15 protein-coding genes are annotated in these 14,535 nt (G+C 65.0%); 1 reads left to right on the top strand and 14 read right to left on the bottom strand.

The features are described 5' to 3' along the window. Positions 1–71: 71 nt before the first annotated feature. The 7 genes from ACQR03_RS23765 to ACQR03_RS23735 form a co-directional block, all read right to left on the bottom strand. A complete protein-coding gene (locus ACQR03_RS23765) occupies positions 72–1,394 on the bottom strand; it encodes an NAD(P)/FAD-dependent oxidoreductase (RefSeq protein ID WP_315715806.1) in 1,323 nt (440 codons plus the stop codon). Between the two features lie 300 nt (positions 1,395–1,694). Then, positions 1,695–3,017 carry a dicarboxylate/amino acid:cation symporter gene (locus tag ACQR03_RS23760; protein ID WP_315715597.1) on the bottom strand — a complete coding sequence of 441 codons (1,323 nt, stop codon included), beginning with the start codon at positions 3,015–3,017 and terminating at the stop codon, positions 1,695–1,697. Positions 3,018–3,913: 896 nt separating this feature from the next. Continuing rightward, on the bottom strand, positions 3,914–4,132 hold the full coding sequence (locus ACQR03_RS23755; RefSeq protein WP_316174716.1) for a helix-turn-helix domain-containing protein: 219 nt from the start codon (positions 4,130–4,132) through the stop codon (positions 3,914–3,916). Positions 4,133–4,260: 128 nt separating this feature from the next. Beyond that, positions 4,261–4,791: a hypothetical protein gene (locus ACQR03_RS23750; protein ID WP_315828123.1), complete on the bottom strand. Its 531-nt coding sequence runs from the start codon at positions 4,789–4,791 to the stop codon at positions 4,261–4,263. Next, positions 4,781–5,671: an FAD:protein FMN transferase gene (locus ACQR03_RS23745; protein WP_316186020.1), complete on the bottom strand. Its 891-nt coding sequence runs from the start codon at positions 5,669–5,671 to the stop codon at positions 4,781–4,783. Before ACQR03_RS23745 ends, ACQR03_RS23750 begins: the two co-directional genes overlap by 11 nt. Further along, positions 5,652–6,110 (bottom strand): FMN-binding protein, encoded by a 459-nt coding sequence (locus ACQR03_RS23740; RefSeq protein ID WP_315752014.1) that lies wholly within the window; start codon positions 6,108–6,110, stop codon positions 5,652–5,654. Before ACQR03_RS23740 ends, ACQR03_RS23745 begins: the two co-directional genes overlap by 20 nt. A gap of 628 nt (positions 6,111–6,738) precedes the next feature. Next, a complete protein-coding gene (locus ACQR03_RS23735; protein WP_315715804.1) occupies positions 6,739–8,733 on the bottom strand; it encodes a multicopper oxidase domain-containing protein in 1,995 nt (664 codons plus the stop codon). Between the two features lie 574 nt (positions 8,734–9,307). Here ACQR03_RS23735 and ACQR03_RS23730 point away from each other — a divergent pair. Beyond that, complete coding sequence (locus ACQR03_RS23730) at positions 9,308–9,610, top strand: hypothetical protein (RefSeq protein ID WP_315715593.1); 303 nt, start codon at positions 9,308–9,310, stop codon at positions 9,608–9,610. Positions 9,611–9,696: 86 nt separating this feature from the next. Here the strand turns inward: ACQR03_RS23730 and ACQR03_RS23725 are convergent, their stop codons facing one another. Genes ACQR03_RS23725 through ACQR03_RS23695 form a run of 7 tightly spaced genes read right to left on the bottom strand, consistent with a single transcriptional unit; the run spans position 9,697 to position 14,534 of the window. Then, positions 9,697–10,332: a hypothetical protein gene (locus ACQR03_RS23725; protein WP_315715592.1), complete on the bottom strand. Its 636-nt coding sequence runs from the start codon at positions 10,330–10,332 to the stop codon at positions 9,697–9,699. A 47-nt stretch (positions 10,333–10,379) separates the two neighbouring features. Beyond that, entirely contained in the window at positions 10,380–10,937 is a 558-nt protein-coding gene (gene gspM, locus ACQR03_RS23720; protein WP_315715591.1) for a type II secretion system protein GspM, read from the bottom strand. Continuing rightward, on the bottom strand, positions 10,934–12,037 hold the full coding sequence (locus ACQR03_RS23715; protein WP_316202520.1) for a PilN domain-containing protein: 1,104 nt from the start codon (positions 12,035–12,037) through the stop codon (positions 10,934–10,936). Before ACQR03_RS23715 ends, gspM begins: the two co-directional genes overlap by 4 nt. Beyond that, positions 12,034–12,975, bottom strand: a complete 942-nt coding sequence (locus tag ACQR03_RS23710) for a general secretion pathway protein GspK (RefSeq protein WP_316172183.1) — start codon at positions 12,973–12,975, stop codon at positions 12,034–12,036. Before ACQR03_RS23710 ends, ACQR03_RS23715 begins: the two co-directional genes overlap by 4 nt. Positions 12,976–12,977: 2 nt before the next feature. Further along, a complete protein-coding gene (locus ACQR03_RS23705) occupies positions 12,978–13,679 on the bottom strand; it encodes a PulJ/GspJ family protein (protein ID WP_316202519.1) in 702 nt (233 codons plus the stop codon). Beyond that, a complete protein-coding gene (locus ACQR03_RS23700; RefSeq protein ID WP_315752020.1) occupies positions 13,679–14,092 on the bottom strand; it encodes a type IV pilus modification PilV family protein in 414 nt (137 codons plus the stop codon). Before ACQR03_RS23700 ends, ACQR03_RS23705 begins: the two co-directional genes overlap by 1 nt. Continuing rightward, positions 14,061–14,534: a prepilin-type N-terminal cleavage/methylation domain-containing protein gene (locus tag ACQR03_RS23695; RefSeq protein ID WP_316186015.1), complete on the bottom strand. Its 474-nt coding sequence runs from the start codon at positions 14,532–14,534 to the stop codon at positions 14,061–14,063. Before ACQR03_RS23695 ends, ACQR03_RS23700 begins: the two co-directional genes overlap by 32 nt. Position 14,535: the final 1 nt, after the last annotated feature.

Genomic DNA, 14,535 nt, shown 5'->3' with positions numbered 1-14,535 from the left:
TGCAAGTCTAAGGTCTTGCCGGGCAATAGGCGACAACAAAATCGGCCGTGCCGGCGCCCTCGGCGCGCCCGTCAGTGCAGCTTGACGTGCGGCTCGGTGCGGCGGGTGATCAGGCGCGCCAGCGTGTCCAGCGTGACCTTGGCGAGCCCGTGCAGCGCGTATTCGTGCATCTTGTAGAGCGACAGATACATCATCCGCGCGAACAGGCCTTCGAACACCAGATTGCCGCCGACCAGCGCGCCCATCATCGAGCCGACCGTGCTGAACTCGCCAAGCGACACCAGGGAGCCGAAATCGTGATAGCGGTAGTCCGCCAGCGGCTCGCCCCTGACGAAGCGCGGAATCTGCTTGTAGAGGTGCGAGGCCTGCTGATGCGCGGCCTGCGCCCGCGGCGGCACGTTGCCGCGCTCGCCCCAGGAGCAGGCCGAGCAGTCGCCAATGGCGAAGACGCGCTCGTCGCGCGTGGTCTGCAGGGTCTGCCTGACCACGAGCTGGTTGATGCGGTTGGTTTCCAGCCCCGCGATGTCCTTCAGGAAGTCGGGCGCCTTGACGCCCGCGGCCCAGACGATCAGCTCGGCCGGGATGACGCGGCCGTCGGCGAGGCTCACCTTGTCGGGCCCGACCTCGGCGACCTTGGCGCCGACGAGCACCTCGACGCCGAGCTTTGCGAGCAGCTTCTCGGTCTCGCGCGAGACCCGCTCAGGCAAAGCCGGCAGCACCCGGCCCGCGGCTTCGATCAGCGTGATCCTGATGTCCTTCTCGGCGTCGACCTGGTCGAGACCATAGGCCACCACCTCGCGCGTCGTGCGATGCAGCTCGGCGGCCAATTCGACGCCGGTCGCGCCGGCGCCGATGATCGCGACCTTGAGCTGGTGCGGCGCGATCGGCGAGGACTGCGAATGGACGCGGATGCAGGCGTTGACCATGCGCTCGTGGAAGCGCCGGGCGTCGTGCTGCGATTCCAGCTTGATCGCATGGTCGACCACGCCGGGCGTGCCGAAATCATTGTTCTGGCTGCCGATGGCGATGACGAGCACGTCATAGGGGATGGTCCGCCGCGGCGTGACCTCGCGCCCCTCCGCATCGAGATAGGGCGCCACCAGCACCTCGCGCTTGTCGCGGTCGAGGCCGATCATGTCGCCGATGCGGTAGTGGAAGCCGTGCCAATAGGCCTGGGCGAGATAGTCGACCTCATGGGCCGAGAGGTCCATGCTGCCCGCGGCGATCTCGTGCAGCTTCGGCTTCCAGACATGGGTGCGGTTGCGCTCGACCAGGGTGACGTCGAGCTTGCCCCTGCGGCCGTATCTGTCTCCGAGCCGGGTCGCGAGCTCCAAGCCGCCGGCGCCGCCGCCGACGATCACGATGCGAGGGACACCAGGCTGCGCAACGGCCATCATCGAACCTCTCCAAGGGTGACCGCGGCGCGACGGCATGACTCCGATGTCACGCCGGTGACGTCGTCCCTCCGGCACCGCCGCCCCAGCCAGCGCGACCATGTTCACGATACGCCGTATCGTCGCAATGGTCAGACCATGCCGACCTTGCGGCACCAGGCGGGATGCCTCCACGGCGAGCCCCTGCCCGCCGCTACCTTAGCAGATTATCCGAGATGTTGGCGGCATCGCGATTGGGCATGGCCGCGGCCGGCGCCACCGGCGCTGGAATGCGACGGCAGCGCCCCCACGACCGCAGGCCTATCCCGTCGTGACCGCGACTTCGACGTCGGCCGGGTCGATATCGCGATCGAGCGCGATGCGCAGCTTGTCGCGATCGAGCTCGCCTTCCCACCACGCCACGATCACGCAGGCGACGCCGTTGCCGCACAGATTGGTCAGTGCGCGGCACTCGCTCATGAACTTGTCGATGCCGAGCACGATCGCCATGCCGGGAACGAGCTCCGGCCGCACGGCCGCCAGCGTTCCGGCCAGGGTGATGAAGCCGGCGCCGGTGATGCCCGAGGCGCCCTTCGAGGTCAGCATCGCGACCAGCAGGATCGTGATCTGCTCACCGAAGGACAGGTGAACGTTCATCGCCTGCGCAATGAACAGCGTCGCCAGCGTCATGTAGATGTTGGTGCCGTCGAGATTGAACGAGTAGCCGGTCGGAACCACCAGGCCGACGACCGGCTTGGAGCAGCCGAGGCGTTCAAGCTTCTCCATCATCTGCGGCAGCGCGCTCTCGGACGACGAGGTGCCGAGCACGATCAGCAGCTCGTCCTTGATGTATTTGAGGAACTTGAAGATCGAGAACCCGGCAATGCGGGCGATGATGCCGAGCACGACCACGACGAAAGTGAGCGCGGTGAGATAGAAGGTCGCGATCAGGCCGGCGAGGTTGCCGAGCGCCTGCGGCCCGTAGCGGCCGATGGTGAAGGCCATGGCGCCGAAGGCGCCGATCGGAGCGGCCTTCACCACGAGGGCGATGACGCCGAAGATCGCGTGCGCGGCGTCGTCGATGAACGCGCGCATCGTATGGCCGCGCTCACCGAGCGTCATCAGCGAAATGCCGAACAAAATCGAGAACAGCAGCACCTGCAGGATCTCGCCCTGCGCGAACGCTCCCACCACCGTGTCCGGGATGATGTGGAGCACGAAGTCGACCGACTTCATCTCGCTCGCCTGCTTGGCGTAGTTGGCGACGGCGGCGGCGTTGCTGCTCTGGCCCTGGAAGCCTGCCCCGGGCTGAATGAAATTGCCGACGATGAGCCCGAGCGCGAGCGCGAAGGTCGAGACGATCTCGAAATAGATCAGCGCCTTGACGGCGACGCGGCCGACCTTCTTCACCTCGGAGACATGCGCGATGCCCGACACGACGGTGCAGAAGATGACCGGCGCGATCACCATCTTGATCAGCTTGACGAAGCCGTCGCCCAGCGCCTTGATCCATTCGTTCCTGCCGAGCTCGGGCCAGAGCCAGCCGACGATGACACCGAGCACGATCGCGAACAGGACCTGCACATAGAGGACCCGGTAGAACGGTTTCTGCGGCGCCGCGGCCGCTGTGGTGGTTGCAGACATCGAATCTTCTCTCCCTGATCTCACTCGGTCTATCTCTCTGGTCTGCCTATGACCCGCTTCCGCGCCGGCTCCATTGCGTGCCGGGGCAACGTCATGCGTCTGGACGCGGGCCGCGCCGGGGGCGGACCCGAGAAGCTCGCACAGGCGGGATCGCCTGTCGCCGGGTCTCAGGTCAGGAATGAGCTGTGGGCTGGCATCCGGACGTCCCCTCGCATCTGTTGTTCTGGAGCTGGCGCTCGTTTGGCGGCTCAGTAAGCAGCAATCGTGCCAGCGGAGCGGCGCCGCATGAGGCGCCTGCATGTCCTTCAGTTTGCTACGATTTGTGAACCATCACGCGGCGCGCGACCAAGCCACAGCCCTCGACATGTCTGGACTTCCGGAAATTTGCCGTCGCAGGCGCCCGAAACATCGGACGCGCCGGCGACATGGTTCCCACCGGCAATATCCAGCCCTGCCTGTCGCGCTCGACCTGGCTGGGGCGGGAGGGATCGAACCTCCGAATGGCGGAATCAAAAGTTGCGCGGTCCGCTATACAAATCAACGCGCATTCTGAAACACAGAGAGAAACCGACCCTGGGAATTCCAATAGGTTACATCGCTATTCGGAACGCGAGCCGGCCTACGGACTGCCAAATCGGTCTCGAACCACTTCCCGGGTTGCGGGCGCGTCAGGGCAAGCGTCAAGAACAGGGCGAATGACCAATGAGCCATCATTGGCTATTCTCGCGCCTTGATCGCAAACAAGAGGCGTCCGCGGCGCCGGTCCCATCCGAGTGTTGAACTCGGCTATTGGCTTCGCCAGAAGTTGCCGCGGCTGCAGAGTAGATGATGGCCAATTCCATGGGCGGCTAGCGAGCCCAGGGCGACTTTGGAATCTGAGCGATCGGAGTTAACTATCAGCGCGCCAATCGAACACCGGGCTGGTCGCCGTCGATGAATTGCACGCCTCCCGCCTCCAGGGCGCGCCTGACGGCCGCCAAATTGTTGATTGACGGGATCCGGCGGCCTTTTTCGCAATCGCGAATGGTACTCTCACTCAAATTGGATCGAGCAGCCAATTCAGCCTGAGACCAGTCGAGCAGACCACGAGCTGCCCGAGATTGATCGGGAGTCATCAAACAGCCATTTCATGGGCAACGATCGCCGGCTCGGAAAATTCCTCCATGCGGCGGTTGGCCAACTGCGAGCAAGGAAATCGTTGCCGGGATGGAGACCTGCTCGGCCAGCCGAACGCCGGATGCGGTCAACCTACCTTGCTCATGACGTTGACCAGATCGGCATCGGCAGGCGCATCGGCAGGAACCAGGGTCGGAGAGGTCGCACGTTGTGGCCGCACGGACTGAGCCGTGGCGACAACGCTCGAGCGGCCGACGATGATGTGGGCGGTGATGACAGCCGGAACGCCGAGCCCGAACGCAATGTGGACCGTGCTGATCCAGGGCCGAAGCGCTTCGGATCCGACGTAGTAGAGCCCGAACGCCGTCGCGATGAGCAGACCATACATCGCGAGGCTGACGATACCGGTCGCTCGATTCTTCCCGGCACGCCACGCGCGCTGGACGTGCATGGGACCGAGCGCCCCAAGCAGCATCAGCGTCACCATTGCAGTTCCGCCATGCATGCTCAGCAGGTATGCGGCGGCCTGCTGCCACATCTCGCTGTCCAGCTCCGTGCGGGTCTTCATCTGGTCGGCATAGATCCACAGCGCGCCGCTGGCGAACAAGAGCCCGAGAATTCCGTAGAGGGCGAACCGAAACAAGCCTTTAAGCCGCATGCTGGTGAACTCCTTGCCAGTCCGGTGTCGTATGAATGTCGCCGTTCGCCGCAATCAACATGGCGCTCGCCTGGAAGCGCGCCAATGACGCCGCGGACTGCTCGCCGGCGACCATGACGACCTTGGTCAGCGCGTCGGCAACCATGCAGGTTGGCGCGCTCACGGTGGCGCCGTGGGCCGCCCCTGTGGGCAGCCGGGTCGAAGGCGTGACGACCGCTGTATCCATTGTTTCCGTCGATCGAAACGGGTCGAAGCGGCGCGCCGACGACGCGAGCGCCCCATTGCTGACTTCGACCTGGCACAAAAGCCTGTCCGGGAAACGCGGGTCGCGAATGTGGACGATGCGGGCATCGGGCCCGAAGGCGGCGAGGTCCCCACCTGCATTGACCATTGCGGAGCGCACGCCGCGGCTCTGCAACGCCGCGATCGCGCGGTCCACGGCGAACCCCTTGGCGATGCCGCCGAGATCGATCTTGACGGCGGAATCGCGGAAACGGACGCGGTCGTCGGCGAGCAACTCGATCGCAGTCGACTGCGGGACATCCGCTTGCGCCGTCGAGCCCACAGACGGCCTTCCCGCGCCGGCGACGGCAACGTCGAAGGCGCCGTCGGAGTGATGGGTCACATCGAGCGCCATCTTCAGCACGGCGTAGGTCCAGGAATGCACCTTCACGACGCCGCTCGATGCCGCGCGGTTCAGCCGCGACACGTCGCTGTCGGGATCGTGGAAACTCATCAGCCGATGCACGTCGGTCACCGCGGAAAACGCCGCTTCAACGGCATTCTCCGCATCGCAGCGGCGTGCATCCGTGACGTCGATCTCGACGAATGTCCCGAGCAGAGCCCGTGCTCGTCGAAGGCTAGCGGAAGTGGCTGGCATGATACGACAGCACCTTCTTAACGCCCTCGGTCAAATGGGTCGAGGACAGCGTAGCGCCCGAGATGTTGCGAATGTCGGAGTTGATGCGAAGCTCGTTCTGACTGCTCTTGCCGACGAACTGACCGAGCCAGCTGGCATCGTGCACCTCGCCGCCATAGGATTCGCGATAGTTCAGAATGTCGACGCGACGCACCCGCCCGTCGGGTCCGACGGCAACCGTGTAGTCGATCAGGAGGTGCTTGCCAACGACGTGATCGTAATAGAAGTAGCCGCCATTGCTCGACTTCCAGACCCGGCCCGGCTGGACTTCGGAAAAGCTGGCTCCCGGAAAAGCGGCCTTCTGCGCCTCTTCGACGCTCATGTACTGAATGGCATGGGCCGGTGCGGCGATCGACATGACGGCCACGGCGGGCGCCGTCCATTTCAACCAATCGCTCATCTCGTCCACCTCAACTTTGTTTCCATGGTACGCCCTCCCTCGCCGAACGCATTTTCGTCTTCTCAGGGCATCGATCGCTGTCAACCTCTCCTGCGAAGCCGTCTAAGCCGCAGCAGCGACGCTCCGAACCATCCAGTTCAGTGCGACGATGAACCCGAGCGATCGATCACACTTTGCCTCGGAAACAGCCCTACCCGTTCGCGGGTCTGCCTCCGTCCTTGCGACGTTCGCAACCACGCGCGCTGCAAATGGCTCCGAATGTCAGTCGAGAGAGTAGTGTTTCGATTGCGGCGAATTGCCGCGTCGATGTTGGCGATTTGCCGGAGCGGCTGGGGAATAACAATGTTGCTGCAGATCGCCACATCGCGGGGACCGCGCTCGCGCAGCTTGCGGCACGCGAGCCTGACATTTCAAAGTCATGCAAAGACGTTTGCAGCCGTTTAGATCGATTCAAAATGCGTAATCCCATCTTCGAACAGGAGCTGGAAAGCGCGTCGCGTTTGGCAGGCGATCGTCCTTCGCGGCGGTAAGGCGGCCGCGCAAGAGCATCGCTGCGCACAAACGAAGGTCGGCGCCGCAGATGTGGCGCCGACCTCGTGAACGACATGGCAGAAGACCGCTGCCGCAACTACCACGGCATCTGGTTCATTGCCTCCCATGGATTGCCGCCATAGGGCGAGGGCACGACCTTGATCTTCGCCATCATGCCTCCGTCCTCATGTTCGAGAATATGGCAGTGATAGACGAACTCGCCGACCTGTGAGAACGGGATATCAACCACCACGGGCTTCGACGTGCACTGCCCGTTCCGCCACTGCTCGATGCTGCAGACCCCGCTCTGGGATTCCATTACTTCCGGGACGTTCGGAGTCGCGACGCCGAGCGGGACGTTGTCCTGCAGCATACCCCCGCCGATGCTCCTGTTCAGCGATACCGACAGCGGCGTGTTCTCTCCCGCCTTGCTGTTGACGGTCCGGAAGCGCGTCTGGTGAATGTGGAAGTTGTGATTTTCCGTCGACAGCTGCACCAGCTCCCAGGTCTCGTGGACGGGGCGCTGTCCCGGCGCGAGCGGCAGACAGACGATGTTCTGCGACGGGTCGAACTGGCTCACCGGGAGCTGGGTGCCGGGCACCGGGTTGCCGTTCTGATCGACCTCCTCATAGCCGAGACCGAAGGTGCCGTCGTCGGTCAGGTCGGCGATGCCGAAGAAGATCCGGCGGCGATGCCCCGCCGGCAGCGGACGGCAGCCGGCACGCAGCGGCGCGGCGTTCGCGTACGGCACCTTGGCATCGAGGATGCCCGACGGCTGCATGGTCGCCAAGGCGTCTCCCCTGATGTCCATGGCGTAGGCGATGTGATTGCGCCAACCGCGCTGGTGGAAGTGCACCTTGGCGAGATCGACCGCCGGCCACTGATCGCCGCTACCCATCGTCAATCCGGCCATCTTGAAGGTCGCGGAGGCGGACCGCCCAAGGCTGGCGATGGCACCTGTCGCGGGATCGCGATAGGTGACGAACACCTCGGTGCGCGAGCTCGGCATCATGACCATCTGGGTGACGCAGACCGGCTTCGAATGAAAGCCCGACGTTGGCGACGGCGGACAGGGAACGACCCTGAAGCGGGCGCCGCCGAGACGAACCATGGTGTCCATCGTCGTATCCTGCGGCAGGTTCACGCTCACGCCGTCGACCGAGATCAGCTGCATGACCATCGGCTTCTGCGTCTCGTCATCGGTCAGCTGAAGATTGTAGGACAGGCTGCCGGACGCATTGGTGAGCCGCCAGACCTCGCCATCGGGATCGGTGACCTTGATCTTCGGGAACGTCTGGCCGTTGACCGTGAAGAACCATTTGCCGCCGGAGAAGTTGGAGCCGCCATCGGCCGACAGATCGACGCCCGGGCACGCCCCCTCACGCACTTCGGAGCTGTCTGCCGGAAACTGGGCGCAGAAGCCCGGATCCTGCTGGTTGATCACCTCGCCGGGCTGGACGTCCACCGGACCGCTGTCGAACTGCACCGGGCCGCCGGGCGCGACCTGAAGATCCTTCAGGATCAGATGGCGCACGCTCGCGTCCGGAAACGGCGAATGCCTGGCATCGCCATGCGCATAGTCCGAGACCTCGCCGACCGAGATGATGCCCGCCAGGCCTTGCGAGACCTGGTTGAGCGAAATGCCATGAATGTGCGGGTGAAACCAGAACTGGCCCGACGGGTGGTTGCGCGGAATCTCGATGCGGTAATCCGCGGAGTCCATCTTGTTGGAGCCGTGCTGATGGGTGGTCTGCGGCACCGGCATGCCGTTGGCCGAGTTGAAGATCTGAACGAAGACGTAGTCCCCGAACGTCTGGTCGGTCAGCGTCGGCGCGCGCGGCTCGACGATCAGCCCATGGGTATGCAGGTTGGTCGGATTGCGAAACAAATTGGCCTGGCCGGGATCGGAGTTGTGATTCACCTTGGCCGGGTCGAGCTGCGGCAGCTGGTTCACCAGCCTGATCTTCAGCGTATCCCCCTTCTGCAGCGCCAGTCGCACGCCACCATAATCCGCCACCGCGGCGCCGGCAGGACATTTGTCGCCTGAGGCCGGCCGCCGACAGATCTCGTAGACCCAGCCGGTCGGGTTCATCGGCGAGCCCCCAGGGGGCTCATAGGTGATCGTCGAGATCGGCTTGGGGCGCGCGATCATCAGCAGATCGAGCACGCCATGCCAACTCCTGAACACCGTCGGCTCGGCCAGATCGTGGGCCTGCGCCGCAGGACCCGCAACGGTCAAACCGGCCAACATCGCGGCCGCCGACGTCAGTAATCGCAGAGTTGGCTTGCGCACACGCCCAACTAACATGCCTGATCCCCATCTGGCTCGAGATACACCGGTAGGAACGATCGCCGTCCCCGGGATGCGGAATTCGAATGAGCAGTCCGAACTCATCAGCCGATCTGCCGCATCGTCCCCTCGGCCTTCGTCGCCATGTCGGGTGGCTCCTTTGTGACGTTTTCTTTCGCTTTGTGAGAATTGCCGACCGGCGTTTAAGAATCGATCTAACTACACGTCCAGACGCCTGCGTTGTGCGCGTGGCGGACAGCAGCGACACAAAAACGACAACCAGCTCTCGTAGCTCGCCATGAAGCTCATGAGATCGTGTCGGACGCGAACGCTGCTGGACATGTTTGTGAGTGCCCCGCTCCGAGGAGACCGAACGATGCTGCTTGCTGTTGTTCTCGCATGGGCCTGCAACGTAACCGGCATGGCCTGTGGAGCACCGACCACCGAGATCATCCAGAAGGCCTATGAGCAGGAGGCGCCGTCATCCGGCGTCCGCCACGACAAGGGCCTCAAGATCGTCGAGGCGACCTGCGACAAGGGCGACGTGGGCGGGCGTTTCCTGTGCCAGGTCTCTTTCGTATCGGAGGACGACCCCGACAAGCGCCTGTATTTCGACATCGTCTCCGCGGCTCTCACGGACAAGGGATGGGTGCTGACGAGCGGATTGTGCAAGCGCTGAGCGCCATCGACCGAGAGCCGCATCGCTTTTGTCGGTGCGGCCTGCCGGCGCCTATCGTCACGCTTCGATCCAGATCGGATCCATCCTTACAATTGACGGCGTCCCGAGCGTTGGCGTTGATGCATCCGGAGCAGCCTCGACTCGGGCGACAGAAAGGGCGGCCCTGCTTGAGCCAGCGGAGGCGCCGTGGGGGTTGACGGCATCTGGGCAAAGCTTTCGCTAGCTGAATTCGTCGGCTGGGCCGGCGCCTGCGCCGGCAGCAGCGTGAGAACGGTGACGTCCTCGCCCCGTTGCAGCGTGACCGATCTCGCCTCGACGAGACGCAGCGTCCACCCCTGATAGTCCGCGCCGGTTCTGATCCGCAACGGCGTCTTGCTGCTCGTATCGACGAACACCGCAAGGCCGCGGTCCCCGTTCACGACGGTGCCGACGAGCGCGAGTTGCGGCCGTTCCGGTGCGGGCGGCTCCTGCACCACCGGAGCCTCCACGACGGCCGGCAGCGGAGCCTCCGTCGGCGGAGGGCGGCGAGACGGCGAAAATAGCGGGCGCTCGCGCGTCGCCGACAATTGCTCGAGCGGAATGCCCCATAATGGGTTGCCGGTTCGCGATGGCGTTCGCTGCGCGATGGACGAGGCTTGCGCCGGTCCGCTCGGCTGTTCGGCGGAGACCGCTCCCGAGACGTCCAGACCGGTCGAATGGGCGATGCCGAACGCCGACGCCACCGCCAGAACGCTGCAACAGCTGATCATGCAAAGCTTGGCGCGACTGCTCATTGCGGGCCCTGCCATTGTCCGGAGACCGTCATCAGCACGCGTAGTTTTCCGCCGGATGCCGCCGCGGGCGCGTTCCCCTCGACGACCAGTTCGTCGACGAACAGACAGGGCATGCCGGCCTCCAGATCGTAGAGGATCGGCTGCAGATCGGACTGACCGGCCTCGAAGCTCGCGCTCCCGCTGATATGACCGTCCTTGGCGCGGGGGCCCTGCACATCGAGCTGCGACGACGACACGCTGCCGCCGTGACGCGTCACCACGTCGCCGAGGCGCTGCAGCAGCGCTGCTCCTGCCACGGTCACCGTCGGTCCTTCGAGAAAGGCCGATCCCGTCATGCCGGCATCGCCGTTGCCGTCCTGACGCGCGGCCGCCATGCTGTGGGCGTCGAACAGGTGGAGTGTATCGGCGAGCGAGATCACTTCGCTGCGCTGATCGATCATGCTCTTGATCGACAGCACCGTGACCGAGATCAGCACGATCAGCAGTCCCGCATAGGCGGCGGCGGCGATCGAGGGCGATGCGGAATTGTCCGTGACGAGCTTTGCGACGCTCATGTGCCAAGTCCAAAATGGGGCTTGATGCCCGCTTCGATATGGAACCGTTGTCCGGGATCGTCAGCCGAACGCGTGGTCGGCGCGAAGAAGGTCGCGCGCGTGAAGTGCGCCGACTGCTCGATCAATTTGACCAGTGCCGGCGCATCCTGGGTCATTCCGACGATTTGCAGTCTGTCTTTCTCGATCCGCAGCTCGGTCACATACGTGTTGTCGGGCAGTATCCGGGACAGCGCCTCCATCAGCACGACCGCCGCGGGGCTTTCCTGCTTGCGTCGCATCAGGCCTCGCAGCGCGGCGTTGTCGGTGCCCTGCAGATCGAGGCGCAGCGCTGCGCGCCGCTCGGATATCCTCCGCGTGAGCTGGCCTTGCTGCTCGTCCAGCCTCTCGCCCAGCAGGCTCCCCGCCGCGAAAGACAGCGCCGCTGAGATTGCGGCGACGATCAACAGAGCGGCCAGGACCCGACTGACACGGCCGACGTCGAGCGATCCCCCCAGGCGCTGCTCGGTCAACCTCGTTGCATTGGTTGCGGTGAGCCGGTCGTCGACCGGCATCGGCGCCGTCTCAGGCGCAGCAAACAGGATGATCGATCCAGCCCGCCAGGACTCGGCGAGGCGAATGAGAGATTCCAGCTTCGGCCTTGGCGCGGCGATCACGGTTGTTTGGATGCGCTCACTCGATATCTCGACCGGCGCAGTCCTGCCGAACACGGCCTCATGCGCCGACCACGGCGTCAACCGGTCGAGCTGCGAGCGGACCATGGCATCGAGAAACTCGACGGCGCGCTTGGGCAGATCCAGCGGCCGCCAGAGAAAACGGTCCGGCCTCAGCACGACTTCGATCCGGCTGCCGTGAACGGCCGCCTTCCAGCTCTCCGGAGGCGCGGGCAGGCTCGCGTCGCCGTCCGGCAGGAGAATGCGACAATCGGGCGGGACGGATCGCCCGGGTCGCGCGAGCATCCGCATGATGAAGACGTTCCGTTCAATCTCGATCAGCCGGACAGACGGCTTGATGGTGAGCCGGCCTATCGCGGCCACCACGGCTTCGGCGACGGAGCCGATCCAGGCCGCCAGTTCGCGGCGCACGCGCGTCGACATCGTCATCTCGGCGCCTTTCCTGTTGGCCGAAGCATCCCCGGAGTGTTGACATCATCGCGCCACGCCAGGACGCGGTAAGGATCCTCACCATCGCCCAGCAGGATGACCGCTTCCGTTGCGGCCCTGCGACCGCCGTCAAAGCCGATCGTGACCCACACGCGGACGGCATCGGCGACCTCCAAGGTCGCTCCGGCGCGCGCCGGCCCCAGCGCCGCGTTGAGCGACCTGACGTCGCGGCGCAGGCCGGCCCGCTGATCGAGGAAGCTCTTCAACTGCTCCTGGGTCATCCCGGGAAGCGCGGCCACCACCTCGGGGGCGGCCTCCAGCGCGTCGATCTCGCGCCGGCCGCTGAAGACGGTGACGAAGGACATGGCTCTGTCGACCAGCGGCGGCGGCAGGTTGAGCACCAGCCGAAGCTCCTCGACGTTTGCGAACGGCGCGGAACGAGGCATGTAGTCCGCGCCGGCCGTGCGGTAGAGATCGCGCTCCGCGTCCGCAACGTTGTCAGCCGGCGGCGTTCGCCAGCCGACGATCCGCTCGGCATACTCGCCGGCCTTGTCCGCGCGCGCGCCGAGAACCTCGAACAGGTTGGCCAGCATCTGCCTGGATGCCTGGTTGAGATCGATTCGGGCGGCTTCCGACCGGAACGTGACCGAAACCTGCGCATGATCGAGCCGGAATGAAAACGCGCCGGCGGCGGGGCGCTGCGGCTTCGGCGACGCGGACAATCTGTAGGCCGCAAGCTCGAGGCCTGCCGAGGCCAGCGCCGCCGATCGCAGGCGAGCATCATCGAGCGACAGGCGTTGAGAGGTGCTGACGAGATAGACGGACAAGGCTCCTGCCAGTCCAGCCAGCGAGACCAGGAGCCACAGCACCGCAATGAGTACGAAGCCGCCTTCCCGATCATCGGGATCCGGATCTCGCGGGTGCTTCTGTCGCCACATCATCATTGCTTCGATGCTGTGGAGGCGCGCCCGACCGTTGCATCGGCCGAGAGAGCGTGTCTGTCGCAGGTGGGGTCCGCGGGCCGGCAGACGCTGTCGGGCGGCGCCGAAACACGAATGACGGCGATCCGTGACAGCGACGGTGCGCTTGCGCGGCTTCCGTCGTGCACCGTCACCCGCACGGCCGCAGGCAGCCTTTCTGCATTCTGCCACGATGGACTCCAGATCCGGTCTGTCCCCGCATAGGCAAACGACACCCGGTACGGCGCCTTCAGCAGCACCACCGGATCACCGAAATCCCGGGCGGACGGACTGCCGGGCGCGAATGCCGCGCGGGTGCGGGTCAACGCCGCGCCATCGCCGCCGCCTTCGGTGATGCGGACCACGTCCAGTCCCCGGCCCCGATGCGGTCCGAGCGCCGTTCGGACGAGCGTGATCGACGTCTCCGATCCGTCGAACAGAACCGACTTGGCCTGCCCATCCGGCTTGATGAATTCGGAGGCCGCGATATCGGCGCCGATGCGATCGAGCGCCATGCTGATGGATTCGCTGCGCTGGATGCTATACAGGCCGCGATCCCAGTTCGGCAGCCATTGCGATGTGATCGCGAGCAGCGCGGAGATCAGCAGCCCCATCAAGACCATGGCGACGAGGACTTCCACGAGGGTGAAGCCAGCTTGAGTATCGTTGCTCCGCGTCGCCATCACTCGGCCCGCCTTCGAAACAGCCGGATGGTTTCCAGCTCCATGGTCGCGCCCGATGGCGATCGCACCTGGAGCACGATCTTCATTGGGATCCACGCCGACGCGCTGTCCGGTGCGCCGCCATCGATGGCGAATGGCTCCGCCTGCGCGCGCCAGAGATGTGCCGTCGACTCCCCTGACTGGGTCGGCGATGCCGGCCGCAGGCGGGACGGAAAGGCCAGCCACAGCGCGTTATAGGCCGCCTGTACCAGAGCGACGTGCTGCTCCAGCTTCCTGCTGCCGCGCGCCGAGGACCCCATGAGCGCGCCGATGGCGACGAGCGACACCGCCATGATCGCGAGCGCGACCAATGTCTCGATCAGGGCAAATCCTGCCGTCGGCCTAGCGGTTCGACAGACCAGTGCTCGGGACAATCTCGATCCCTCCTGTCAGCCAGTTGACGCGAATTTGGTAGCCCGCATCGAGATGGGTGAGCGTGATGACGCCGCCGCACGACATGCCCGATCCGAAGAAGCTGATGGTCTGGATTGCGGGCCGATCGTCGCAACGACGCGGCAGCACCGTCTCGACCCGCACGTCCGTCGGCAAGCGAACGACCTGCCCATTCGCGCCCGAGCTGAGCGAGCGCGCCTGCGCGTCGATGCGAGTCACGACCTCCAAGCCTCGCCTGATCGCGGCGTTGCGATCGGCCTTCAGCAGCGCAGCAGCCTCGATCGCATAGGCCTCGAGTTGCGGCCGCGAGGTCTGCCGCGAGACGGCGGGGACCGCGACGGACGCCAGCAGCGCGACGATCGCGAGCACACAGACCATCTCGATCAGAGTGAAGCCGGCCTCGCAGCCGTCACGGCCAACCATC

Origin of the sequence: Bradyrhizobium sp. HKCCYLS3070, assembly GCF_051167575.1 — a bacterium.
Taxonomy (GTDB): Bacteria; Pseudomonadota; Alphaproteobacteria; order Rhizobiales; family Xanthobacteraceae; genus Bradyrhizobium.
The sequence above is the reverse complement of the archived record's forward strand: the minus strand, read 5'-3'. Positions and strand labels throughout refer to the sequence as shown.

What these genes read in the sequence shown, in the direction of transcription:
- gspM (WP_315715591.1), bottom strand. Translation starts at nt 10,937, where the DNA reads ATGAGCGTCGCAAAGCTCGTCACGGACAATTCCGCATCGCCCTCGATC.
- ACQR03_RS23735 (WP_315715804.1), bottom strand. Translation starts at nt 8,733, where the DNA reads ATGAACCCGACCGGCTGGGTCTACGAGATCTGTCGGCGGCCGGCCTCA.
- ACQR03_RS23705 (WP_316202519.1), bottom strand. Translation starts at nt 13,679, where the DNA reads ATGGCGACGCGGAGCAACGATACTCAAGCTGGCTTCACCCTCGTGGAA.
- ACQR03_RS23730 (WP_315715593.1), top strand. Translation starts at nt 9,308, where the DNA reads ATGCTGCTTGCTGTTGTTCTCGCATGGGCCTGCAACGTAACCGGCATG.
- ACQR03_RS23765 (WP_315715806.1), bottom strand. Translation starts at nt 1,394, where the DNA reads ATGGCCGTTGCGCAGCCTGGTGTCCCTCGCATCGTGATCGTCGGCGGC.
- ACQR03_RS23715 (WP_316202520.1), bottom strand. Translation starts at nt 12,037, where the DNA reads ATGACGATGTCGACGCGCGTGCGCCGCGAACTGGCGGCCTGGATCGGC.
- ACQR03_RS23740 (WP_315752014.1), bottom strand. Translation starts at nt 6,110, where the DNA reads ATGAGCGATTGGTTGAAATGGACGGCGCCCGCCGTGGCCGTCATGTCG.
- ACQR03_RS23695 (WP_316186015.1), bottom strand. Translation starts at nt 14,534, where the DNA reads ATGGTTGGCCGTGACGGCTGCGAGGCCGGCTTCACTCTGATCGAGATG.
- ACQR03_RS23745 (WP_316186020.1), bottom strand. Translation starts at nt 5,671, where the DNA reads ATGCCAGCCACTTCCGCTAGCCTTCGACGAGCACGGGCTCTGCTCGGG.
- ACQR03_RS23750 (WP_315828123.1), bottom strand. Translation starts at nt 4,791, where the DNA reads ATGCGGCTTAAAGGCTTGTTTCGGTTCGCCCTCTACGGAATTCTCGGG.
- ACQR03_RS23710 (WP_316172183.1), bottom strand. Translation starts at nt 12,975, where the DNA reads ATGTGGCGACAGAAGCACCCGCGAGATCCGGATCCCGATGATCGGGAA.
- ACQR03_RS23760 (WP_315715597.1), bottom strand. Translation starts at nt 3,017, where the DNA reads ATGTCTGCAACCACCACAGCGGCCGCGGCGCCGCAGAAACCGTTCTAC.
- ACQR03_RS23755 (WP_316174716.1), bottom strand. Translation starts at nt 4,132, where the DNA reads ATGACTCCCGATCAATCTCGGGCAGCTCGTGGTCTGCTCGACTGGTCT.